This is a genomic window from Bryobacter aggregatus MPL3 (assembly GCF_000702445.1).
In the GTDB taxonomy this organism is placed as follows: domain Bacteria; phylum Acidobacteriota; class Terriglobia; order Bryobacterales; family Bryobacteraceae; genus Bryobacter; species Bryobacter aggregatus.
Map to the genome: position 1 here is coordinate 1,358,415 of NZ_JNIF01000003.1, position 23,746 is coordinate 1,382,160.

The 23,746-nt window shown below is 57.3% G+C and carries 18 protein-coding genes and 1 riboswitch; of the genes, 7 read left to right on the forward strand and 11 right to left on the reverse strand.

What is annotated here, in order from left to right; translation table 11 throughout:
* The first annotated feature begins 2 nt into the window (after positions 1-2).
* Positions 3-590 carry a YdcF family protein gene (locus M017_RS29650; protein WP_031496748.1) on the forward strand — a complete coding sequence of 196 codons (588 nt, stop codon included), beginning with the start codon at positions 3-5 and terminating at the stop codon, positions 588-590.
* Positions 591-605: 15 nt separating this feature from the next.
* Positions 606-977 (forward strand): cupin domain-containing protein, encoded by a 372-nt coding sequence (locus tag M017_RS0106625; RefSeq protein WP_031496751.1) that lies wholly within the window; start codon positions 606-608, stop codon positions 975-977.
* On the opposite strand, the gene M017_RS0106630 is transcribed toward M017_RS0106625, so the two are convergent.
* Positions 922-1,617 (reverse strand): FG-GAP repeat domain-containing protein, encoded by a 696-nt coding sequence (locus tag M017_RS0106630; protein WP_031496753.1) that lies wholly within the window; start codon positions 1,615-1,617, stop codon positions 922-924. The two genes, M017_RS0106625 and M017_RS0106630, sit on opposite strands and share 56 nt — an antisense overlap.
* Positions 1,618-1,643: 26 nt before the next feature.
* Here M017_RS0106630 and M017_RS0106635 point away from each other — a divergent pair, with 26 nt between their 5' ends.
* Entirely contained in the window at positions 1,644-2,411 is a 768-nt protein-coding gene (locus M017_RS0106635) for a SirB1 family protein (protein ID WP_031496754.1), read from the forward strand.
* An 85-nt stretch (positions 2,412-2,496) separates the two neighbouring features.
* Here the strand turns inward: M017_RS0106635 and M017_RS30645 are convergent, their stop codons facing one another.
* From M017_RS30645 to M017_RS0106650, 3 genes are read right to left on the reverse strand one after another with little or no spacing between them, the layout of a single operon-like run.
* Positions 2,497-5,715, reverse strand: a complete 3,219-nt coding sequence (locus tag M017_RS30645; protein ID WP_420313857.1) for a PKD domain-containing protein — start codon at positions 5,713-5,715, stop codon at positions 2,497-2,499.
* Positions 5,690-7,657, reverse strand: coding sequence for a glycine-rich domain-containing protein (locus tag M017_RS30485; RefSeq protein ID WP_031496756.1), 1,968 nt, complete (start codon positions 7,655-7,657; stop codon positions 5,690-5,692). The genes M017_RS30645 and M017_RS30485 overlap by 26 nt, the downstream gene beginning before the upstream one ends.
* A 3-nt stretch (positions 7,658-7,660) precedes the next feature.
* Complete coding sequence (locus M017_RS0106650; RefSeq protein WP_155121285.1) at positions 7,661-8,191, reverse strand: hypothetical protein; 531 nt, start codon at positions 8,189-8,191, stop codon at positions 7,661-7,663.
* Between the two features lie 489 nt (positions 8,192-8,680).
* Between M017_RS0106650 and M017_RS0106655 the strand changes: the two genes are divergently transcribed.
* Entirely contained in the window at positions 8,681-10,285 is a 1,605-nt protein-coding gene (locus tag M017_RS0106655) for a GNAT family N-acyltransferase (RefSeq protein WP_051669567.1), read from the forward strand.
* A 48-nt stretch (positions 10,286-10,333) separates the two neighbouring features.
* Here the strand turns inward: M017_RS0106655 and M017_RS0106660 are convergent, their stop codons facing one another.
* From M017_RS0106660 to M017_RS0106670, 3 genes are all read right to left on the reverse strand, one after another.
* A complete protein-coding gene (locus M017_RS0106660) occupies positions 10,334-11,557 on the reverse strand; it encodes a Glu/Leu/Phe/Val family dehydrogenase (protein WP_035957703.1) in 1,224 nt (407 codons plus the stop codon).
* 368 nt (positions 11,558-11,925) lie between these two features.
* Positions 11,926-14,628 carry an ADOP family duplicated permease gene (locus M017_RS0106665; protein ID WP_031496761.1) on the reverse strand — a complete coding sequence of 901 codons (2,703 nt, stop codon included), beginning with the start codon at positions 14,626-14,628 and terminating at the stop codon, positions 11,926-11,928.
* Entirely contained in the window at positions 14,625-14,972 is a 348-nt protein-coding gene (locus tag M017_RS0106670; protein WP_031496762.1) for a PadR family transcriptional regulator, read from the reverse strand. The genes M017_RS0106665 and M017_RS0106670 overlap by 4 nt, the downstream gene beginning before the upstream one ends.
* Positions 14,973-15,082: 110 nt before the next feature.
* Positions 15,083-15,280, forward strand: a riboswitch (cobalamin riboswitch).
* 151 nt (positions 15,281-15,431) lie between these two features.
* Here M017_RS0106670 and M017_RS0106675 point away from each other — a divergent pair.
* The 3 genes from M017_RS0106675 to M017_RS27455 are packed head-to-tail and all read left to right on the forward strand — an operon-like array spanning position 15,432 to position 19,911.
* The gene (locus M017_RS0106675; protein WP_031496764.1) at positions 15,432-17,717 is read left to right on the forward strand and encodes a TonB-dependent receptor; all 2,286 of its coding nucleotides are present in this window, start codon (positions 15,432-15,434) and stop codon (positions 17,715-17,717) included.
* Entirely contained in the window at positions 17,714-19,213 is a 1,500-nt protein-coding gene (locus tag M017_RS0106680) for a PepSY domain-containing protein (protein WP_031496766.1), read from the forward strand. Before M017_RS0106675 ends, M017_RS0106680 begins: the two co-directional genes overlap by 4 nt.
* A gap of 11 nt (positions 19,214-19,224) precedes the next feature.
* Entirely contained in the window at positions 19,225-19,911 is a 687-nt protein-coding gene (locus M017_RS27455; protein WP_051669569.1) for an ankyrin repeat domain-containing protein, read from the forward strand.
* Here M017_RS27455 and M017_RS0106690 read toward each other — a convergent pair.
* From M017_RS0106690 to M017_RS0106705, 4 genes are all read right to left on the reverse strand, one after another.
* Complete coding sequence (locus M017_RS0106690; protein ID WP_238325826.1) at positions 19,908-20,930, reverse strand: SMP-30/gluconolactonase/LRE family protein; 1,023 nt, start codon at positions 20,928-20,930, stop codon at positions 19,908-19,910. The two genes, M017_RS27455 and M017_RS0106690, sit on opposite strands and share 4 nt — an antisense overlap.
* Positions 20,931-20,967: 37 nt before the next feature.
* Positions 20,968-21,501 (reverse strand): hypothetical protein, encoded by a 534-nt coding sequence (locus M017_RS0106695; RefSeq protein WP_031496770.1) that lies wholly within the window; start codon positions 21,499-21,501, stop codon positions 20,968-20,970.
* Between the two features lie 123 nt (positions 21,502-21,624).
* Positions 21,625-21,927, reverse strand: a complete 303-nt coding sequence (locus tag M017_RS0106700; protein WP_031496772.1) for a hypothetical protein — start codon at positions 21,925-21,927, stop codon at positions 21,625-21,627.
* A gap of 112 nt (positions 21,928-22,039) precedes the next feature.
* Positions 22,040-23,614: an alkaline phosphatase family protein gene (locus M017_RS0106705; protein WP_162179852.1), complete on the reverse strand. Its 1,575-nt coding sequence runs from the start codon at positions 23,612-23,614 to the stop codon at positions 22,040-22,042.
* Positions 23,615-23,746: the final 132 nt, after the last annotated feature.

The window sequence follows — 23,746 nt, forward strand, 5'->3', positions numbered from 1 at the left end:
ACTTGAAGAAAATTTTGACCATCGCCGCTGTGCTTTTGTTTCTGATCTGGGGCTATCAGGTGACCATTTTAGCCCTCGCAGTCCGCGATCAAGCACAAAAAGAAGAGGCTCGCCCGTCGGAAGTGATTGTGGTGTTGGGCGCCGCAGAATACAAGGGAAAACCCTCGCCGGTGTTTCGCAGCAGACTCGATCACGCCTTTGATCTGTACATGCAGAAAATGGCGCCACGAGTGCTCACCACTGGGGGTTCCGGCGGCGAGCGGGTCCATACAGAAGCGGAAGTGGGCCGGCAGTATCTTGCCGATCGCGGCATTCCGGTGGAAAACATCTATGTGGAGCGCGAAGGGGCCACGACCGCCCAAACCACGGCGGCGAGTGCTGAAATTCTCAAGCGCATGGGCTGGAATACCTGCATTCTCGTGAGCGATGGCTATCATTTGTTTCGCGCCAAGAAAATGATGACGGACTATGGACTCGATTGCGTCGGTTCGCCGCGCCCCGCCAAGGATGCCGGTTATCTCCAGACCGGCTGGCTCTATTTGCGCCAGGCCGTCGGCTATTCACTTTTTGATCTCGGCATCCGATTTTAGCGATAAGCTCTGGAGATGAAAGTACACGACTGGAACGAGCTCTCACTCGAGGAAGTGACCCCGCTTTTCTATCGCAAGGTGGTCCATACCGCAGGCATGACGATCGCCAATCTGAGCTTAAAGAAAGACGCGCATGTGGTGCTGCATGACCATCCGAATGAGCAGGTCTCGATGGTGCATTCCGGGCGATTGCTGTTCCACCTGGGCGGGCAACACATTGAAGTTGGCCCCGGACAGTCGCTCGAAATTCCACCGCATCTCCCTCATTCTGTGGATGTTTTGGAAGATTGCGAAGTGACCGACCTGTTTACGCCGCGGCGCGAGGATTGGCTCACTGGCAACGACGCTTATCTTCGGAAATCACAGGCTGCCCCCGCTCAAAGCTGAGTTGCGGGCAATCGAGCCGGCCGCTGAGGGGATGGGCTTCGGGCAGCCAGAGTTGTTTGATGTCTGCAGGAGGGGTGAACCAGATGATGCGGCCTTTCGGACTACGGCTCTCCACCCAAAGTAGCCGTTTGCCATCCCAGTGCAACTGCGCCGTCGCACTGACCGGGGTCTCGTGATAGGCGTTGATCGCATAGAGGCGCCAGGGCAGATCGAAACGGGGAGGGCTCTCCAGCCAGTAGTTGCCGACGAAGAGATCGGGATAGCCATCCCCATTGAGATCAGCCTGTACGAGACCGCCTTGCCAGCTTGCGGTGTAGAACGAATAGAGTTCGGTGTACTTCCAGGGAGTCCCCCATTTGCCCGTCGGTTCATAGAAGCGGAGCGTCATGCCGAGGGGAAGAATCGCGATTCCAGGCCGTCCAAAGAGAGTGAGGGCGTAGCATTCGCGAGTGATGACGTGGTGATCGAGTTGCCAGCGCGCCTGCGTTTTGCCGTGGATGGCAATCAGCGGGCCTTCCGTCGTGCCACCTTCGATCGTAATCGTATCGGGCGTGCCGTCGTGGTCAAGATCGAGGCTGAGGCGGCAAGTTCCAGACGCGAAGAGCGCAACTGGGAGGAGAAAGAGAAGCGCACAACGCATCTGAGAGTATTCTACTCATTAGAGTGATGAATGCTCTGAAGCGGATTCTCAGGTTTGAAGACGAGCACGCGAATCTGGACGAAGCGGCGTTCCAGATCGCGCGTATCGAGTACCCGACGTTGGTGGTCCCGGAGTGGCTCGCGGAGCTGGACCGGCATGCCGAAGAGATGCGGCGCCGGATGGGCGGCAGCTTTCGTTTGACGGCACAGCAGTATCTGTTCGGCGAGTTGGGAATCGCGGGCAACGAAGCAGACTACTACAACCCGCGCAATTCTTGCCTGAATCATGTTCTTGAAGCAAGAACCGGTATTCCGATCACCATCTGTGTTTTGTATATGGAATTGGGCCGCCGCCTCGGGGTTGCTGTGGATGGAATTGGGGCGCCGGGGCATTTTCTATTGCGACTTGAGGAGGACGGCGACACCTACTATCTCGATCCCTACCATCAGGGCCAGATCAAGGAAGATGTCGAGAGGGAACTGGATCCTCGTTATCTGGTTGCCGCGTCCAAGCGCAGCATCGTGATCCGGATGTTGAACAATCTGCGATTGATTTATCTGCAGCGCCAGGCGTGGAGGAAGGCGAACGCGGTGTTGGATCTGTTGCTCGAAGCGGATCCGGTGGATGCCGACGTTCTGCGGCAGCGCGCCGCAACTTTGGCCGCGACGCAACGTTTTCATGCTGCTGCGGCGGATCTCGATCGCTACCTGGAACTTCGGCCGCTCGATCCTGATGGGGAAGAACTGAAGAATCAGATTGCCAGATTGCACCGGATGCATGCGCATAAGAATTGAGCGCTGCCGTCTGATTGCTGCAAGGTGGAAATAGAAAAAGGCCCCAGTCCGAAGACTGGGGCCCACAGAAAAGAACCGCACTCGCTTAACGAAGCATCACGTCAGCGGGATCGCTAGCGATTGCCAGCAGCCGCCCCGACGCTCCGGCGCCCGACCAGTACTCGCGAGTGAGCAGGTGGTCGCCTTCGGTCGCGTTGGCTGTAACAGAACACATCATTGCGCTGTCGCAGGTCGCGTCCTTCGTCTTGCCACTCGGATAGGTGAGGACGACCCGGACGCTTGCCGCGCCTGCGATTGCAGCCGGATCAACCCAGACGTTCACCGTGCGATTTTCAGCGGAAGCGGCGCCTCCCACTCGCGCAGCTGGGTAAACAGCAGCCCGACCAAGTCCGAAGTAAAAGCCGTTGTACTTGGCTGACTTGTTAATTTCGACCAAGCCCGAGTTGAGATTGTATCCACTTAGACCGGTCGCTCCAGGACCACCGTAGCCTGGAGCGCCAAAGAGATTGGCCGCATGAATGTCGCCCTGCGTCGTGTAGGTTGATGCACCACTGATTAATCGCGCGAATCCATAGCCCTGTCCAAGTACCTCTGCCGCGTACTCGCGCTGTGCTCCTGCTCCATCGCCGTTTTGATCAATACAGGATTGGTTCGCCTCCGCCACCAACGTGGGTTCGCAATCAATCGAAGTCCGCACATAGTACAGACCGCCTGATGCCGGACGATAAGCAACATCCCGAACAAAATCCATGGTCTCCGTCAACCAAGTAGCTGTGGTTGTGTTACCGGTCAGCTTGCTCACCATCCACATAGCTCCTGCAGCAATACCTTGCATGAATCCTTGCGAAAAATAACCATTGGTGGCTGATGACGTAAATTTTTTGGTACCAGTCGCCCCCTCGTAAGCAGAGCCGAGCGTCATCGAGTCAAACGCTCCATAGGTGCAGGTGTAGCTGCGGGCATCTCCGCCAACCAGAAAATTTGTCGTCGTAAACCACACTCGATTCGGCCAACTGCAAGTTGAAGCCAAGAGGCCCCACTGATAGCCCACTCCCGTCTGAGTGCCTGCGCTTGTCGTAAGGGTCAACGCATCTTCGCCCGCCACCGACAACACGGTGTACAAGGCGCTGTTGATCTTGATCTGCGATCCAACTAATTGCGTACCGAACTTTGCTCCGCTCTGCCACACCACGCTCGATCCGGAGGTTGAAACCGTGCCGGTCGCGCCGCCAGCGTAGGTCACTCCGGTCGCGCCGTTTGAGACGATCGCAACTGGTGCATTGGCCCAGTTCTGCTCGTACGCCATGATCCATTCACCCCGGGCTCCCCTCAGCGGCGCCCACCAGGTCGTAATAGCGGAATTGATTGTAGCCAAGTACTGAGAGCGCTTGGCGCCATCGGTTGAGTACCGAGAGGCCAGAGCAAGCCCGCTCATGCGCAGCCAATCCTCCCGCGCATCATAATCGCGAGATGTAGATGTTATGGGTAAAGGTGTATCGAATAGGCCCTTGTCGAGATCCATCTGGGTATGCAACGCGGGCCACCAGTTCGACCGGCCATCGCGCGCTCGCATCACAAGTCCTGTCATCGCTCGCAGTCGAGGAGCGCCGTTTAACGTGCCTGTTCCGCCCGCGCGGAAATAATTAAGCCAAGGGCCGCTGATCCACCGATCTGCCAATGTCCGTGCATAGTCTCGGTATTGAGTGTGTCCGCTCCGGGCAGCGAATGAATAGTGCGCCAACACATTGTCATAGTAATTGGCATTGGTATTTTGCCCAACCCAACGCCCATAGGCAGCTCCAGACATGAGTGCGTACTGAAGGCCCGAAAATGCAGTCATTGGAAAGGGTACTGTCAGGCTTGTGTTGGAAGCGCAAGATTGGATTGGTATGCCGTAGTAACCAACGTCATTTCCATTCAAGTTGTCCGCATCTGATGTAAAAAGGACGATGTAATCATTGCCGCCGCAATAGCCTGCTGTTTGCCAATTGGTGCCGCTGCCGGTAATTGTGCGTTCTCCGCTGACGGCGCTGACTTTACCAGTCGCGGGTGAACTCCAAAGGTCTGCATAGTCAGTGCCGAGCAGGCCCCCGTAAAAGTCCGCCATGTACTGCTGGGTGCGATCGAGGTACGGCCAAGGGGATCGGCCAAAAGCAATCTGTGGACCGATAATGATGTCGAGTTCCGGATCTGTGACCACTACAACGCCGTTTTCGTCCATCGCGACTGCACCAAATTGCAGGTCGCTTATCGATATTTGCGCCGAAGGGGCAGTTGTCTGTAGCTGAACTCGATAGGTACCAGTAATCAGGCCTGAGATTGTTGGCGTCGCCGAGGTGACATCGCTAAAATGCAAGCGCGTCGGCCCTGACACTTGCCGCCACCGGTAAGACAAAGAGCCAATCTCATCAGAGCTCGAAGCCGTTGCATCAAGCGTGTTGGGGTACCCAGCTCGAAGCGAAATCCACGATGTCCACTTGGGCGTGACAATACTCTGGTACCCACCAGTTCGAGGCACAGATGCAGGTGGCAGGTCCACGGTTGGAACGTACGTCGGGCTGGTGACAGTCAGGTTAAGATTGCCAGATTGGTCCGTTCCGTTGCCGTCAAACAACCAATTGCCCATATTGGCCGAGTCCCCAGCTTTTGGAGCGGCTGCCCCCAGTGGGACTTCAGCATTGGTCCATTTTGCCCAGGCGATCACAGCGGATGTACCAACCGGCCAAGCGGTGTCGGCAGAATTAGGATTGCCACCAAAAACAACCGCGTGGCCTGCGCTTACGCTGGTTGAGAGTGGCCCTTCAAGAGTCCAATTGGCAGGCGTTGTAATGTATCCGCCGCCCGCGGTATCCCACATTTCGAGCGATCGCAATCTCGACGTGCGGCCCCGCATAGCGCGTAATACAACATCGGTTCGCGCGCCAAGTAGAAAGCATCGAAATATACCTTGCGGAGAATCATCGACGATCGTGCGGAAGCAAAGTCTGGCTCCGATCGGTCCATCTGAATCGGCTGGCGTGTCGGCAGCCGTAAGCCGGATCTGCCATTGCGTCCCGTACGTAGTATCGACCTGGACCGACATCACATTGACCGGGTTGCCTGTGGCCGGAGGAACAATATCGTACAGACGCAGTGCAAACTGCTGTTCGGAGCTGGCCATCGCAGATGATGTGTAGTTCCCTGTGTTTGGGATCGTCGCAGTCGCAACGCTAAAACCATGTCCGATCTTCAGCCCCTGACCAGCCTCAAGGCTTAAGCAACAGAACAAAATCGTGAGTTTAGTAAATGATCCGTACAAAGCCATTGCCTCCTGCTCCTCCCGTTCCACCAACCGATGAGTTGCTTCCGCCACCACCACCGCCACCGCAAGCGCCTGCAGCGCCACCGTTGATAGTGCCTGTGCCTCCGGTGCCTGCGCTCGCCCCAGCGGCACCAGCTCCGTGCGCTGCGTAATATGCACCGGTTACCCCAGCAACGCCAGTATGCACCGAGCCACTGGAAAAGTATCCTGACCCACCTGAGTTACAGGCTCCAACCGATCCGACTAAACCAGAAGCGGTTGCGGTAGACCGTCTTGCAGCCCCAGATGCGCCCAGGTCACGCCTCGCTCCCTGTATGCCTGGCACGTCAGTGCCTGACGCTGCAGCATTGGGCGCAGGCGGAAACCCACTGCCTCCAGCCCCAGAGTTTACTCGGGCGCTATTGTCACCTCCAAATCCACCATGTGCGATCAGCCCCCCAAAGGTCGTCTTCTCGCCATCTCCACCGCTAGCCGCGAATGTGTTCGCCCCTCCAGCGCCGCCGGTACCGATCGCATACGTAACCGTGCCTCCTGGAGTTGTCGGCACCCATCCTTCTTCGCATCCACCGCCGCCACCGCCGCCGCCCGAAGAGCCGGCATAACCCCCACCACCGCCACCACCACCAGCGCAGATGATTGCGTAAACAGACGAGATGCCGGAAGGAACAGACCAAGATGTGCCAGAGGTAAGATCTACAGTCGTACGGGTATACCCCGCAGCCGGAAAGCGCCAACCGCCCGCGCCTGCATTCAGCGCCGCGTCATAGCGCATCGTGTACACGCCCCCGGCGCTACACGTCGGATCCGTGGTCCCATCGCCGGCATAGATGCGCTTCGCGCCGATCCCGTCGATATTCAAGGTCGGGGTCGCACCGCACGCGGCGGTGAACTTCTGGGTGTAGGGCATGCCGTCCGTATAGCCTGAGATCGCCCGGCCGGAGGTCGTTGATGTAATCGTCGTTGTTCCAGAGGAAGCCGCGCTGTAGTTGTCAGAACCGGTTTGCACTTGGGCGCGAGAGGCGATAACCGCCAGATCATTTGCAACCTGCACTTGCGTCGCATTCGCACCAGCGTTGTCGGTGATCGTAACGGTGGCGCCGGAACCCGCACTCCCCACAAAGCGTAGCTTCGCCCGTTGGGTCTGGTCTGTCGGAGTCTGGTCTTGGATGGTCTGGTAGTTGCCGCCACCTCCACTTCCAATCGACGCCCAGGCCCAACTGGTTCCGTTCTTCACCAAGGCATAACCATCCGTGCCACCACTCGCGAAGTCTAGGGGCTGCAGCGCACGGAAAGTTGGTGCGGCCGCAGCTCCTGCTGTTGGGCCAGCCCAAACAAAGTTCGCCGTCTGCGTCCCCAGCGTGGCGGTGATGGTGCCCGAGGAAGTGACTGGAGAGTTCGACACACTAAAGATCCCGGGTAAGCTGAGCCCGACACTGGTCACCGTACCCGAGTTCCCAACCGATGCGGGAGCCCATGCGGTTCCGTTCCAGGCGAGTGCCTGCCCACTCGTGGCGCCGCCTTGCGCGATGCGAGCCAATGCGAGTGTACCGCTGAGAATGTTCGATGCGTTGGTTGCATCCGTGGTGGCCGATGCCGCCAGGCCAGTGATCTGCCCAGCAGAATAATCCCCGCTCTGCGCCGTAATCACTCCCGTACGGCCAAAGACCGATGTCACGCTGCCTCCTCCAGATCCGGAGATCTGGCTCCAGGTCAGCGTGTCGGATTTACAGACATAGAGATTGGCCGAGGCCAGCAGTTGGACGACCTCGCTGCCAACAGTACATGCGCCCGTTGGCGTGGAGGACACCAATCGGAAAGGTTTGGTTGCTGTGGCGGTCGTCATATTGACCTGCCCCAGAAAGTTGCGGTCACCGTTGACGTTCACTTGTGCGATGGCATGAGAACCAGCCACCAGACAAGCAGCAATGCAAATCGAGAGTTTCATAAATCAGACTCCTAGGAGTGCGCAGCGCCCCGCCTGGGGGGTTGCGAATGAGATCGATACGTCAAAGGTGTTGCCGATGGCACCACCGAGACTGAAGACTGCGTTTGCGAACGAGGTGGCTCCGGTCTCGATCACATGTCCGCCTGCATCAAAGCAGGTCAGCCATGTGATGGCCGGTAGCAGATGAGCGGAAGCCGGAATGGCCACCGAGGAAAGAGAGGAGAAGGGCACCGAATACGACACGGCAGCCCCCCAGATCGAACAGGTTCCCGACTGAGGAACAGCAAAAGCGACGGTCACCGCAAATGTAGAAGCATTGACGGTAATCTGTCCCGTTTCAAAAGCTTCTCCCATGAGGTCTGCACAAGTGACTGCCAAATTCCCGGTCTGAAATCCATGCACGGCAGCAGGCACAGTGATGGACGTGATACCTCCCAGGGGGAAAACATAGGGCGTCGCCGACACCCGGCCAGAAAGCGAAGTGGCTTGCGCGAGAGCACTCGCCACACAAAAAAGGAACAGAATTATTTTCATAAATTTCCCGTTTATTCCTATTTAGGAACAATCCTAAAGTATCATGCAGAATTTAATTTAAGAGACAAATTCAGATATTTTATCGATATTTTTTCACGGAGACGGACATTCTAAAAGAACTAGAAACGCCAAAGCATTGGCCAAACCAAAGATAACTCTAGAGCCAACACCCGGCCGACCTTCATCTTTTTCGCAACATCAGCAGGCAATAAATCGTGTTATTTTATTAATATTTCACACTAATTATCAAGAATATAAGCGCAAATTTCCCGAGAAGTCCGACTCGCTGCCTGCAGGGCTGGCGGAGGCAAAGAAGCGATCCCTCCTGGAAAGCAATCCGAATCTCTCTGTAGTCCATTCCTCATCCCGTTGTCATCTCTGCCGACTAGCATGGGCCGGTAAGCCATGAATCCGATTTCCAGTTGGCACGAGAGAGTTCTAGAGCGATGGATGCAGATGGATCAGCTTCGAGAGTTTTGGCGGAGAGCCATGAGGCGCCCGGATGCGTCGATTCATGATCGAGTGCTGGCGGAATTGGAATTGCGAACGGATTGCAAAGGAGCGATTGAGGAGATCCCCGCCGCCGGCCCACTCGTCGTCGTGGCCAATCATCCCTTTGGCATTGTGGAAGGACCCACGCTCGGAGCACTGCTGGAGCGAGTGCGCCCCGACGTGATGTTTGTCACCAACTCTCTCCTGGCACAACTGCCCGAGTTGCGGGATCGGATCTTCGCGGTGGATCCGTATGGCGGCGCGGCACAATCCAACGCAGCTGCCGTGCGGGGAGCACTCCGGCATCTCCGTCGGGGTGGAGCTCTCGTTGTTTTTCCTGCGGGCGAGGTCTCCTCGATGCGTCCGCCCTTGGGATGGATCCAGGATGCACCGTGGCAGTCCATGGCAGCCAGGCTGGCGATGAAAACAGAGGCGGCGATTCTGCCGGTCTACTTTGCGGGAAGCAATCGCCCCCACTTTCATCTTGCCGGGCTGGTGCACGCTTCTCTCCGGACCTTGCTGTTGCCCTCAGAGATGCTTTCCCAACGCAAACGGACCATCCGGATCGTCATCGGACACCCGGTAAAAGCAGCCCGGTACCGTAGTGCGGACCGGCTCACACGGCATCTGCGGCACAGCACCTACCGGCTGGCCCGCCAACTGCGCCATGCGCCTGTCGCACCTTCACCAGAGAGCACCGATCTCGCACGCGAAATCGGAAAGCTGGCGCCGATTCTTGAGACCGAGGGTTATTCGGTCTACCTCGAGAAGGCCGATCGCATCCCCGTAGCCTTACAAGAGATTGCACGCCTGCGAGAGCTTAGCTTCCGCGCCGTCGGGGAAGGAACCGGACGCGACAAGGATCTGGACGATTTCGATTTCCGCTATTGGCATCTTTTTGTCTGGCGTCGCGATGCAAATGAGATTGCCGGTGCGTACCGCTTGGCCGATGGAGCGGAACAGAAGGATCGAATCTATTGCGAAACCCTCTTTCGATTCCCACGGGACTGGAAAATAATCCAATCGCAAGGAGTGGAACTGGGCCGCTCCTTTGTCCGCTCCGGCTACCAGCGCGATCTGATGCCTTTGTTGCTACTGTGGCAGGGGATTGGACGATTCGTGAAGGATCGGCCACACATCCGTTATCTCTTTGGTCCGGTAAGCATTAGTGCGGACTACACACCGGCAGCGCGAGCGCTGATCTCCAGCTTCTTCAATCAGAGGTGGACCGGCGTACAACCGCGCAACCTTCTCACAGGAGCGTTGAACTGGCGGCCTGGACAAGTCTGGCGAGGGCCGCGAGACATCGAAGCACTCGGAAAGCGAGTGGCGGAACTGGAACCGGATGGGAAGGGCTTGCCCGTGCTGCTTCGGCAGTACGCGAATCTGGGCGGGGATATTATTTGCCTGAACCTGGACCAACAGTTTAGTAACGCACTGGATGGCCTGATTCTTCTGGATCTTCAGCGCGTCCCCTTGCGCATGATGCGGCGCTACTTTGGAGAGGAAGGTGTTTGCCGCTTCCTTTCTGTAGCACAAGAAGATCAGAAGGATTGCGGAGTGAGGCGCACACGTTTCGAGAACAGCGTTCGCCAATCTTGATTGGCCATTGGGGAACGGGAGCAGAACACTCCCGCTCCCCAATGGAGTTTACGGATAGAGTCCGCGAAGCATGGTGGCTTCCACCACACGATCAATCGCGAGAACACCAGCGGCAGTGCGCATGTTGACCTTGCGTTCCTGATGGATCTCCAGCACCTTGGCAAAGCTACGGTGCATGACACGCTCCAGCCGGGAGTTCACTTCGTTAACGTCCCAGGCCATATGCTGCGTATTCTGAACCCACTCGAAGTAGGAAACCGTCACGCCGCCGGCGTTGCAGAGGATGTCCGGAATCACAAAGACGCCCTTAGCATCGACAATCGCATCGGCTTCCGGCGTCAACGGGCCGTTGGCGGCTTCTGCGATGACCTTAGCGCGAATCGAGTGTGCGTTGTGGCTGTCGATCGAATTCTCTAATGCAGCAGGAATCAGGAAGTCGCACTCGAGAGCGAGCAGTTCTTCAGGGCTGATCGGCTCGGAACCCGGGAAGTCCTTGACGCTGCCGGTACGCTCCTTATGCATCATGAGCTTGGCAATGTGAAGGCCGTTCTTGTCGTAGATGCAACCCTGCGAGTCGCTGACAGCGATCACGTCGGCTTGAGCGCCGTCGAGCAGATGGGCCACAATCGAGCCGGCGTTGCCAAAGCCCTGGACGACGACCTTCGATCCTTTGATCTTCAGCTTGAGGTGCTGCGAGACGCATTCGATGGTGTTGAAGACGCCTCGTGCAGTGGCTTCATTGCGTCCGGGAGAACCACCAAGCGCGATTGGCTTGCCAGTGACGACACCCTGGACCAGATGACCCTGGGTCATGCTGTAAGTGTCCATAATCCATGCCATCGTTTGTGCGTTTGTATACACGTCAGGGGCAGGGATATCTCGGTCGGGTCCGATGATGGGAAGAATGGCGCTGGTATAACGACGAGTCAGCCGTTCCAGTTCGGCGACGCTCATCTTCTTCGGGTTGCAGGTTACGCCGCCCTTGCCGCCACCAAAGGGAATGTCGACAACAGCGCATTTCCAGGTCATCCAGGTTGCCAGTGCTTTGACTTCATCGAGAGTCACGCCCGGATGGAAGCGGATTCCGCCCTTTGCCGGACCACGAGTGGTGTTGTGCTGGACGCGGTAGCCTTCGAAACAAGTGATGAGGCCATTGTCCATTTTCACGGGGACGCTTACGGTGAGGACGCGCTCGGGTGCAAGGACCATGGCACGGACATCGGGCTTCAACTCAAGAATATCCGCAGCGCGCTGGAAGTTCTGACTCGCCATTTCATGCGGATTCGTGGATTCAGGTGATGTGGAAGACAACTTGGTTCTCCTAGAAGGCCTGCCGACGCTTTGGGCTGAAACGGCAAGACAGGGCCGTCTTTCGCTAGTATTTAGATGCTGAGTTTTGGCGGTTCCTGCAAGATACACCAGCGGATCACTGTGCATCTTCAGCATTGCCTTGGGTGAGATCGAACTTCGTTTAGCCCAGAGTGGCGATCACCAAGCTCCACCGAGACACTCTTTAGGAGCCATCTCGAAAATTCCCAGTCTATGTCGAGGGTAACAGACGAACCGTGCCAGACTGCGAATTCCGCTTGGATTTTTTTTTGAGTGAGCTGATAAGGCAATATGCCATCTATCTGTTTTTCTTATAATGACTCTTCTCGCAGAACCTTTGCTGGATCGAGCTGGATGGCACGAAGGACAGGCGTCAATGCCGCCAGGGTCGCCACGCTGATCAGAAGCAGAAGGGGAACCAACAGCGCGGCGAAGTCCGTAGCCTTGACTCCGTATAAGAGGGACTGAATGTAACGCACCGTGGCAAGCCCGAGGAGCATTCCGAGGCCACAACCGAGCAGGAGCATACGAAATGCATCCGATGTGACTTCTCGCACGATATCGGCCGCTTGGGCTCCGAGAGCCAACCGGATCCCGATCTCCCGCCGCTGTACCGTCACCGAATCATGAAGAATTCCATAGAGTCCGACGGCAGCCAAAAGAAGTGCAGCGAATGCAAAGAAGAGTGAGATGCTGGAGAGCAGTTTTTCCCGGAGCATTCCGCCTTGAATCAAGTCTTCCTGCGCGTTGCTGTTTCGAATCCGAAACGTGGGAAACGCACGCGACAACTCTTCTCGAAGAGAGGGCGCGAGGGCCAGCGGATTCTCACGGCTGCGCACCAGAATCGTGCTCTCCTCCCGTTCATTCATTGGGAGATAGATCGTGGGTCGAAAAGGTTCGCGCAGATCCGCATAGACCGTATCCTGCACGTAGCCGACAATTTCGAGGGGCGCAACTTGATCCCGGTTCTGCGTCACTTCGATCACCCGGCCGACGGGGTTCCGGCCATTGAAATAAGTACGGGCAAAGGTTTCGTTCACCACCCCAACTCCGGCCAGCGGTTCCTTCTTTTCGTTGAGGCGCGGGGCTTCGTCACCCAATCGCAACTCTCTCCCCCCAATGCGGCGGATCTTCATCGTTTTAAAGTAGTCGGGCGACACCTGCAGGAAGTTGGGATCCCGAGCCGCCAGGCGATCGCCCGGAACTCGGATCGGGCCAGTCCATCGATTGCCAGTCAGAAGTGGCCAGCCCGCTAAGGATGCCGACTCCACTCCGGGGCGATTGCGTAAGTGCTCCACCAACTGCATCCAGACCGGCAGTTGCCTCGGACGATCTGCTTCCAGTTGGACGACAAGGAGTTTATCGGGAGAGAAGCCAAGAGGACGGTGTTGCAGTTGCGCAAAGCTATTCACGAAGAGCCCCGCAAGAAAGAGCACAAAAATACAAAAGGCTAGCTGAGTTGCAACCAGCCCATTGCGGAAGCGGTTTGAGCTTGGATTGTTACTACCTTTGAGAGCACTGATCGGTTGGGAGGCAGAGGCGCGCAAAGCGGGTGCGAGACCAAATAAAAAGCTCACGACAACAGTAAGAGCAGCACTGAAGAGAAACTCCCGCCATCCTGCTTCGGAGGCAAGTCGAACCGGATCATTGGGGAGTCGCAGCATCGCAATCACAATCGGCACTGCCATCGAGGCGAGCATTGCGCCAAGAAGTGAGGCGGCGCCAGCCAGCATTGTGCCTTCAATGAGAACCAGCCGGACGAGACTCGCCCGGCTGGCCCCGAGCGAGACGCGGAGCGCCATCTCATGAGCACGGGTAGCGCCTTGTGCCATCAGCAGGTTTGCAACGTTGGCGCAGGCCACAAGCAGGACCAGCACAACAAGGAGCGCGAGAATCAGCAAGGGTTGACGGTATTGGCGCTGCAGGTCTGAGACGCCAGAAGCTGCGGGAAACAAATGCAGCTGATTGCTCAGATGTCGATCGATGGCCGCCTGCGGTGTGCCCGCGGGAAAGCTGCGGAGCCGTTGTTGGAGTTCCTCTTTGTGAAGCAGTTGGAGGGGTGCTTCGATCTGTTCGAGTCCCCACCCCGGACTGGGGCGAATCCAGATGCGAAACCATGCCCAGCCTGGGCTCGCGAGCGCCTCCACATTCATCGTCGCGGGAACAAATAGGTCCGTTGTCTCACCAGGCTCTGTTCCAATGAAGCCTTGCGGCGCCACGCCAATGATCTCGAGGGCATGCTTCTCAAGAGTGATCACTGTCCCGAGTACGGCAGGGTCTTGCTGGAAGCGGCGAGTCCAGTAATCGTAGCTCAGCACTGCCACAGGATGGCCACCGGGCTTGCGGTCCTCGTCCGAACGAAATAGGCGGCCATGCGCGGCACGCAATCCAAAGACCTCAAAGAGATTACCCGAAACATATTGCCGGTGCAGCGTTTCAGTCTCTTTTGCCATCCCGATGCGCACTTGCTGGCGGCGCGAAATCCTTCCAACAACCAGGAAGTCGGCACGCGCCCCTACGGCTTGCTGGTAGCGCTGGAATGTCGGGTAGTCAAACGAATCGTCCTGTTCGAGCTTGCCCTCGCGATTGATCAAGGTCTGGGCCAGATACGAGAGGCGCTCCGGTTCGGCGACGGGGAGCGGTCGCCAGAGAACAGCATCCACAAGACGAAAGGCCGCCGTAGTCGCGCCAATGGCAAGCGCCAAGGACAGGATTGCCGCTGCGGTGGTGACTGGATGCTTGCGGAGTTGCCGCCAGCCGAAGACAACATCAGCAGCGACTGCTTCAAGACGAGGAAGACCGCGTTGCTCTCGATATGTTTCCTTGATGACTTCGAGCGAGCCAAAGCTCAGCCGCGCCTGCCGCCGGGCTTCCGCGTAGGGAAGGCCCGAGCGCATCTTGTCCTCGATCAACATCGCGAGGTGCTCTTCAAACTCCTCACGGAGACGTTCTTCATCGCGTTGCCTTGTGAACAAGGAGTGGAATCGAGTGAAGAGACGTCTCAAATGCTTCATGGCAAGTCTTCTGCTTTCACGGTAAAGAATCGATCGATGATGGCCGTGGTCTGCGCCCAACTCTTCGCTTCCACCTGGAGTTGCTTGCGCCCTTCCCGAGTGAGCTGATAAAAGCGCGCCTTGCGATTGTTCTCAGACAGGCCCCAGTCCGACGTGATCGCACCTTCTTGCTCCAGCTTGAGCAGTACCGGATAGAGAGTGCCTTGATTCACGGCCAGGACATCGCCACTGATCTGCTCAATGCGCCGGGCGATTCCATAACCGTGGAGCACGCCCATGACCTCGAGTGTTTTGAGGATCATCAACGCGAGAGTGCCTTGGTGAACGTCGGATTTTTCTTTCAATTCTACTTCCTGTTGGTTTCCCAAAGAGATCCTATCATAGCTCCTATTGGAAACCAACAGAAATAAAGAACTGCAGGCCGTTTCATTGACACTCTCCCGTCGCGGGTGCTACAACGGAGTCTGCTTTAGGTGCCCACAAGGGCATAACAGGGAAGTTCGGTTCAAAGCCGACGCGGTCCCGCCACTGTATTTGAGTTCAGTTGCTTGTTCTACCACTGAGACGGAAAGTCTTGGGAAGGTAAAGCAGCTCGCAGCCACGTATGCTGCCACTCACGAGCCAGGAGACCTACCTAGAGCCGCATGGTCGAATTTCTGCGGAGAACAGAAACTACATGAAATCCTCTAGACACGTCTACATCCCGATTTTATTGATCCTCAAGATTCCGCAGAGTTTCCGGCCTCACCCCAACGAGGACCCTCTACATGGCATCTTGCTTTCATCGCAGCTCTTCTCTAGTTTTGCTGTTTCCCCTCTGCCTGGCCATTCCACTCCAGGCTGAAACATTCTCAATTTCTGGCATCATTCGCGATGCTCACGGTGTCGTCGCCGGAGCCAAGCTTTCTCTTGCTGGTCCGCAGACCGTTCCATCCACCCGCACGAACGCTGCTGGGGCGTATCGTTTCGATAGCTTGCAGCCCGGCAAGTATCATCTGTCGGTTACGCACAATGGCTTTGAGCCGTTGGAGCGAGAGCTTGTACTCAGCACGGTCTCCATCGAAACGGACCTCACGCTCCAGCCGCGCGCAATCGCAACCACGATGGAGGTGACCGACCTGGCGGGCAAAGCGACCGCATCACGCATGGAGATTCCAGATCGCGATCTCCCGGTACAGGTCAGCAGCATTCCCAGAGACACCATCGAGAGCCAAGGTCTCAACGATCTCTCCACCGCACTGCAGAACGCCTCGGGAGTTTCCTCGCGCGTGCAGTATGGCGTGTATGAAGCCTACACCGTTCGCGGCTTTTCGGGGAGCAGCGTGCTAATGGTGGACGGAATGCGCATGGAAGGGAATCGGCCCAATACACAGCTCAACAATGTCGAGCAAGTGGAAGTATTGAAGGGGCCGAGCTCGGTCCTCTATGGTGGCTCTGCTCTTGCAGGCGCGATCAATATCGTTCGCAAGAAGCCACAGGCGATTCCCGCGTATGACCTGTCCTACCGCGTCGGACGCTTTGGCCTGAATCAGGTCGGCGCCAGCGCCACCGGAGCCATCCTGGGACGCACCCGGCTGCTCTATCGCCTCGATACGATGTTCGAGAACAGCGATGGCTGGAGAGGCGCCGGAGCCAAGCGCTTCAACGTCTCGCCCACTTTTACCTGGCTCCTCCACGACCGCGCGCGACTCACCTTCTTTCAGGGCTATACGCAGGATCGATTCAAACTCGATGCTGGAATTCCGAACGGCCTGTACAACGTTCCAGGCTTCGACCTGAGCAGCCGCTTCAACACAAAGCAAGACTTTGAGGCGGCGCGCGAATGGCAAAACCAGATCTTCTTCAACGGCAACATCAACTCGAAGTGGGAAGTGCGCAATAGCTTTTTCTACAACCGGAAGGGCGATCAGTATTATCACGCCGAATCGCTCAGCTACCAGCCTGCCCTGAACCAGGTGAATCGGACGGCGTTGTACTTCTATCACCATCGCCGCCCGCTGCAGAACCAAAGCGATGTTCTGGGCAACTTTCAGTTTCTGGGACTCAAACACTATGTCCTCGCCGGATATGAGTATCAGGATTTTTACAACTTCACCGATCGCTCGGCTGGCCGCAGCATTGCCTTGCCGCCAGTGTTGCTTCCCAGCTTCAGCGACGCCTATGTCCCTGTTCCCGACTTTCCAACAACAAGTGTGGACTTCTCCTCCGCGTTGAGCCGGGCCACTTATTGGCAGGATCAGATCAGCATTGGGAAGCGCTTGAAAGTCAATGTCGGAGGCCGCTTTACGGACTACAATCGCAGCGCCTTCACCAACACCTACACCAGCACCGGCATCACGCGCGGCATCGATAGCAAACGGCATGCCACCGCTTACACCTACCGCGCTGGACTGGTCTATTCGCTCACAGAAGGACAGCAAGTCTATTTCAGCTCAAACAGCTCCTTCACTCCCGTGACGACGATTCCTGCGGATGGCCGCGAACTCTTGCCGGAGTTGGGCAGAAGCTTTGAGGTGGGACATCGCTGGCAGGCCTTTGGCGGCCGCTTCAAGGCGAACACCGCACTTTACAAAATGGTGCGGCAGAATGTGACCGTCGCTCTTGGGGCAGGGCTCTACAATCAGGCGGGCCAACAGTCGTCCAAGGGCATTGATTTTGATGCGACCGGCGATCTGGGCCGCGGCATCCGGCTGGTCGCCAACTATGGCTACACGCTGCCACGATACGACGAATACTTCACCTCAAACGGCACTGTCGATCTCTCGGGACGCCGTCCGAATTACACCACCCGCCACGTCGGCAATGTCTGGCTCACCAAGCAATGGGGCAGCTTCTATACAAGCCTCGGCGCTCGTTACATGGGCCCGGTTTTCCTAAACGACACCAACACCGCACGGCTCGGCGGATGGACTCGTCTGGGAGGAGCAGTCGGCTACCGTCGTAAGTTCTATGACTGGTCGCTCAATGCCGAGAATCTCTTCAACCGGCAACGCTACATTGTTTCCACTCTGGGGAGCAATGGTGCGCAGTTGTTTCCGGGTTCGCCAATCAACATCTTCACCACCATCCGATTGCGATTCCGCTCATGAAGACACTGAAGATTCGAATCAAAAAATTTGCGATCCTCTGCCACCGCTGGATGGGGGTTGCATTCTGTCTCTTGTTTTCATTCTGGTTCCTATCGGGAATCGCGATGATGTACTGGGACTTTCCATCGGTCCGGGCAGAGGAGCGGCTGGAGCGAGCCGCCGCCCTCGACCCGTCCAAAGTTCTGTTGAGTGCGGAGGAAGCGTATGGAAAGTTAAACGCCAAACGCGAGCCCGAACAGACACAGTTGCTGACTTTTGATGGGCGGCCCGCTTATCAGTTTCGTAGTGGCCGGGAGCAGTCTCTGGTTTATGCCGACGACGGCGCGATCCAATCGCAGTTCGACCTCGAACTGATTCGCCGGACGGCTGCCGCATTTACGGGACAGCCCGGCGATGCGGCCCAACTGGAGATGCTCCGGGAGCCAGACCAATGGACCATCGCGGGCAACTTTCGAGTGCACCAACCGATTGCGAAGTTCTCTTGGGCAGACGGTGAAGTCGCCTATGTATCAGGTAAAACGGGTGAGGTGGTGCAGCACACTACGACAGCTTCTCGCATCGGCGCCTACCTCGGCGCGATTCCGCATTGGCTGTACTTCACGCCGCTGCGTAAGAATCAACCGCTCTGGAGTCAGGTGGTGATCTGGCTCTCAGGAGTGGGCACGATCATGGCAGCACTTGGAATGGTGGTGGGGATCTGGATGTATTCGCCCAAGCGCGGAGTTCCCTATGCCGGACAGAAGCGCTTGCATACCATTCTGGGTCTCTTCTTCGGCATCGTCACTTGCACCTGGTCTTTCAGCGGCATGATGTCGATGGACCCCTTTCCGGCTGCAAGCCGGGGTGCACGTGGCAACAGCGAAGTCTCCAAGGCGCTGCAAGGGAAGCGCCCGCCGTTGAGCGCCTATGCGGCGCAGCATCCACGTCAGGCCCTGGAAGCGATGGCAGGCCAGTTTCCGGTGAAATCGCTCGAGCTGAGTTCGTTCGATGGCAAGCCGTTCTACCAGGCGCTTGGAGGCAACCGGCAGAAGCGAATCCTCTTGCCGGATGGCGCAGTCCGCAGCGGATTCAGCCAGGACCAACTGCAGAATGCTCTGCGCAATTGCTCGATCCGCGAATCCCGGTTGGTGACCGAGTACGAACTCTATTATGTGGACAGGCAACATCGGCGGCCTTTACCCGTGTTGTATATCGAGCTCAACGACGCGGAGAAAACAGGTTCCTACATCGATCCTGCGACGGGCCGCGTCGTGCAGAGTTACGGTTCCCGCTCGCGCTGGAATCGCTGGCTCTATCGAGGTCTGCATTCGATGGACCTGCCACTGCTCTACAAATACCGGCCGGCCTGGGATCTGGTAGTCCTGACGCTGATGCTGGGCGGCACCGCTCTCTGCATCACTTCGGTGGTGATTGCCTGGCTGGTGCTAAGGAGGAAGTACTTCGCCTTCGGCCGCCGCTTGCGAGTGGCTGCCCCGGGTCGATCGATTCTCGAGTAAGCTCGAATCGAATGACTCCAGAGATCGGGCCGACAGAACAGAAACCAGCAGCCATGCCGGCATGGCTGCTGTCCTGGGGAATCCTGGCCGGACTTGCGAATCTGCCGCTCGCTGTGCGTTTGATCTGGGAGCAGACACTCTTGACTTGGGATCGGGGCCCTCAGATGATCGGGTTCTCGATGGCGCACGCCTTCCCGTTTCTCCTGTTGACGCCTTTGCTTCTCCTTCCCTGGGTCTTAGCCGCAGTCGTCCTGTCGCTGTATCGCCTCATCAGAAAGCAATCCCTGGGCCGGCGTTGGATCGGCATCTTGAGCGCCGGTATTTTGCTCTCTGGAATCCCGTTTGTCCCTTACTCGGTCTGGCAGTCGATCTTTGCAAGTCAGTTGGCGCAAGGCCCGCATGTCAGCAGCTTTCTGATCTACGCAGTGTCCGATGGCGATTCTCTACTGGTGCAACGGCTGCTCGACCGAGCACCCAAAAAGCAGCAGCAGTCTCTAAAAAATTTAGCCCTGCAACAGGCAGCCTACGCTGGGCAGACTGCAATCTTGCAGGGCTTAGTCTCACGAGGAGCGGACCTCAATTCGCTCAATCCGTCTGGCTCATCCCCGCTGGCCATTGCCGAGCAGCAGGGTCACGAGGAAGCAGCGGCGTTTCTACGGTCGCAGGGAGCACGTTCCGTACCCGGCGCCTCCCCTTAAGGCTTCGTGCCGCCAACCTTCGTGCGAATGCGGAAGACGCTGGTGCTCGCAACGATGTAGAGAGTCTTCCCATCCTTGTCGCCCCAGGCGAGATTGCCCACCCGCTCCGGAACCCGAATGGTGCCGATATGCTTCCCTTCCGGTGAGATGATCCAGACTCCACCGGCACCAGAACCCCAGAGATTGCCCTCCTTGTCCACCTTAATGCCGTCTGGTCCACCAGCGCCCTTGGCGCCTGCCGGGTCAAGAAAAACCTTTCCATCCCTGACGCTGCCATCTGGCTGCACCGTGTAGCGCATCCACTTCGCGGGACCGGAGTTACTGATATAGAGATACTTCTCATCGGGAGAGAAGGCGATGCCGTTGGGGCGAGGCAGATCTTTGATGATGAGCTGCAGCTTGTCATGTGCCGGCGGTGCACCCGGCTTCTGATCGCGGGCGCCAACCAAGCGATAGACGCCATTCACTTCCAGCTTTTTCTCCGGGTCTTTGTCGCTCTGTGTCTGTAACCCATACGGCGGATCGGTGAAGTACAGCGAGCCATCCGATTTGTAAGCGAGATCGTTCGGGCTATTCAGCGACTTGCCTTCGTAGCTGTCGGCAAGCACCGTGACCTGCCCCTTGGGATCGAGAGTTTCCATGCGATAGACCTGACGCCGGCCGTGCCCTGCTACAGTCAAGCGGCCTTTGCTGTCGACCGTCAAACCATTCGAGCCAGGTTCCTTGCCCTTGAAGGGTGCAGAACCGGTGTAGCCACTGGGATGGAGAAAGACCAACGCTTCCTTGCCCGGGCTCCACTGGATGATGTTATTCGAGGGGATCTCTGAAAAGAGCAAAGAACCCGCATGGGTCCACACCGGCCCTTCGGTCCATTGGTTGAACCCAGTGGCGATGCGCTCCACAGTAGCGGCGGAATCAATCAGTCGGTCGAGGGAGGGATCGAGCTTTTCGATCGTCTGCGCCATCGCCGCGCCTGCCAAAGTGAGAAGAGAGAGAGAAAGTGCTGCGTGGTACTTCACGTCAGCATTCTATACCCCGGCCCGCGATGCGGTTGGCTCAGTTTCCCAATCTGACTTCAAACTCAAAATAGCCTTCGTTCTTCGCTCGGTCAGGATTCACATCCAGCGAGATGCGAATGTTGCCCTCGACCTGAGTGAGGACCAGTTTGCCCCGTCCGGTGGAGTTCCCTTCCGGGCCATTGCAGATCGAGCCCGGTGCCGCATCGACACTCCAGCAGATGCTTCCCCGCTCCTGATCGATCACTACCGCTTTCTTTTCAGGGTTGGGAATGCTGAGCGCTGCGGTCCAGTGAGCAGGCAGAATGAGATGCCAACGGCCGGCACCCCTCGACTCGATCCAGGCTTCAGACGGTGTACAGAGTGTCCGGCCAGGGAGACATTCCACATCAGCGAGGAGCGTGGAAGTTACCTCCTCAACGAACAGCTGCGAAGTCACCGTACTGGGCGCAGTCCAACTCAGGATGTCGTGGTACTGAAAGCCATTGCCCGCCGAGGCGGTAAACCCGACATATCCGGTGCCCACACTCCCCACAATACTCTCCACTTCGACCTCGGCTCTGAGCGCCTGCATTCCATCGACGAAGACCTCCAGACTCGGAGGCGGTAAACAATGCGCGCGACATGAGGCTGGCCATCATTCAGTAGCACTGGAGCTTCCTTGGTGACCGCAAGACGGCGCGGTGGGACATGACCATCACCATTGGTATAGAGACCGATGGGTATCGAAGAAGACAGCGAGGCTTCGTGGAATTCCCTGCTGCCGGGAGGACGGAACGCCTCTCCAGGCGAAGCCTCCCGAAGCACCGCCAGCCCACACGGCGCCCCGGCGATCTGTTTGGAGAGGCGCCAAACGCATCACGGAGCCAGTCAGATTCGCGTCGCCCACCAAATGCACCTGGATCCCGGAGAATTCTTGCACGTAGATCGGGACAGCAAGCACAGCAACCAGAACAGTGCATCGCCAAAGAAAGGCCGAAGTTGCAGCGATCTGTCTCATGAGCCGTAGCTCACTGGACACACGCTCATCCCTTGCATTACGTCAGAAAACGGAAAGAGGAGCGCTGGAATCACGCTCCTCTTTCTAGAAACAACTGGCAAGACCTCTCCCGTTAGTGGTCCATCACCCCGACCATCATCTCCCACAGGGGACGGCCGACCGAGCCGCTAGGGATCTCGACATCTAAGATCGTCGCGAGAGAAGGAGCCAGATCGTTGAGTGCAGCGGGCCGCACATAACGTCCGGGCTTGATCCCAGGCCCCATGAAGATCAGCGGAATGTGCGTGTCATAGCCATAGGGCGTGCCATGCGTCGTGCCGGACTTGCTGTGGATCCAGTAAGGATCGAGCAGGAGTTCCAGATCGCCAGAGCGGCGCTGGTTGAAGCTGCGCACCACCCGTTCACTGAACTTATCGAAGGAAACTTCCCCCTTGAGCAATTGGTCACGGGTAAAGACGCGCGAAACGTGCGGCGCCCTTTCGACAATGCTCGCAGCGAATCGCTGGAACTCCGCGCGATCGATCTTCTTCTCATCCACCAGCTTCCAGTTGAAATAGGGAGTGGCGTAGGAGACATGCTCAATGAATTCCCCTGCGCCAAAACGTTCCTTCAGTGCCTGGCGGAGCGGAGTGAGAATAGCATCCGTCGGGATGCGGCCACCGGGCATGTGGTCTTGTTGCAATTGCTCGGGAAGCGGATCCACTCCATGATCGGCGGTGAGAGCAACAATGACGTTCTGCATCCCTACCGTGCGATCCAGGTAGGCGAAGAGTTTGCCAAGATCCCGATCGGTTCGCAGGCACATGTCGTGTGCGCGGGGCGAATCCGGACCATAGCTATGGCCCACCGCATCGTTGGAAGAGAAGCTCACCGTCAGCAGATCTGTTGCGTCACGCTGGCCCAACTTTTCTTTTTGGATTGCTTCTTCCGCAAATTGTTCCACCATCTCGTTGCCAAAGGGGCTGGAGTAAATGGCGGCGGAGAGTTTGGGACCGATATCTGGCATTTTGACGGCGCCATCGGGAGACTTCTGATCGAAGCGCCATTCCACTCCGGCATATTTGTCGGCCAGACGGCGCTGATTGAAGGCCTGCACCCATTCCGGCAACTGCTGGAAGTAATAAGTACTGCTAATGAAGTCGCCAGTCTTGCTGTCGTACCAATATGCGGCGTCGGCCATATGCCCTGAGGGGAGAATCGCGGAGCGGTCCTTCATCGAAATGCCAACGACCTTGGGCTTGTCGCGGCCAGAACGCTTCATCTCATCGCCAACAGTGCTCACCATCAGGCGGCGCGGCGAGGAACCGGCTCCCGGCGTGCCTCCGAGGAGCTGGGTCGTTTCATCGGAGACGCTCGTCACTTCTTTGCGCGCGTCGCGATCCCACCATTCGTTGCCTACAATCCCGCTTGTCTGTGGGGTAGCCCCGCTCATCATCGTCGAGTGGCCGATGGCAGTGACGGTGGGGTAATGCTCCAGATTTGCGTTGACGTGATTCGCACCGTTCCGCAACAGACGATCGAGACCGCCCTTATATTCACTGCGAAAACGGGTGAGGTAGTCATAGCGGAATTGATCGACGGCGATCATCAGCACCAGACGCGGTTTCTTCTGTTGTGTTTTGGGTGAGGGGGTTTGGGACTGCAGCGGCGGAATCGCGGTGAAGAGCGCAAACGCTACAGCGGTCATCAGAATCGCTTTTGTTTTCAGTTGAGGGATCACTTTTGATTGCTCCGAAAGCCGGCGGACAGGACAGCCCCGCCAAGCATGGTTATTGGCAGATCGATGAAGAGGCCAAATGCCATCGTACATTCCTGGAGT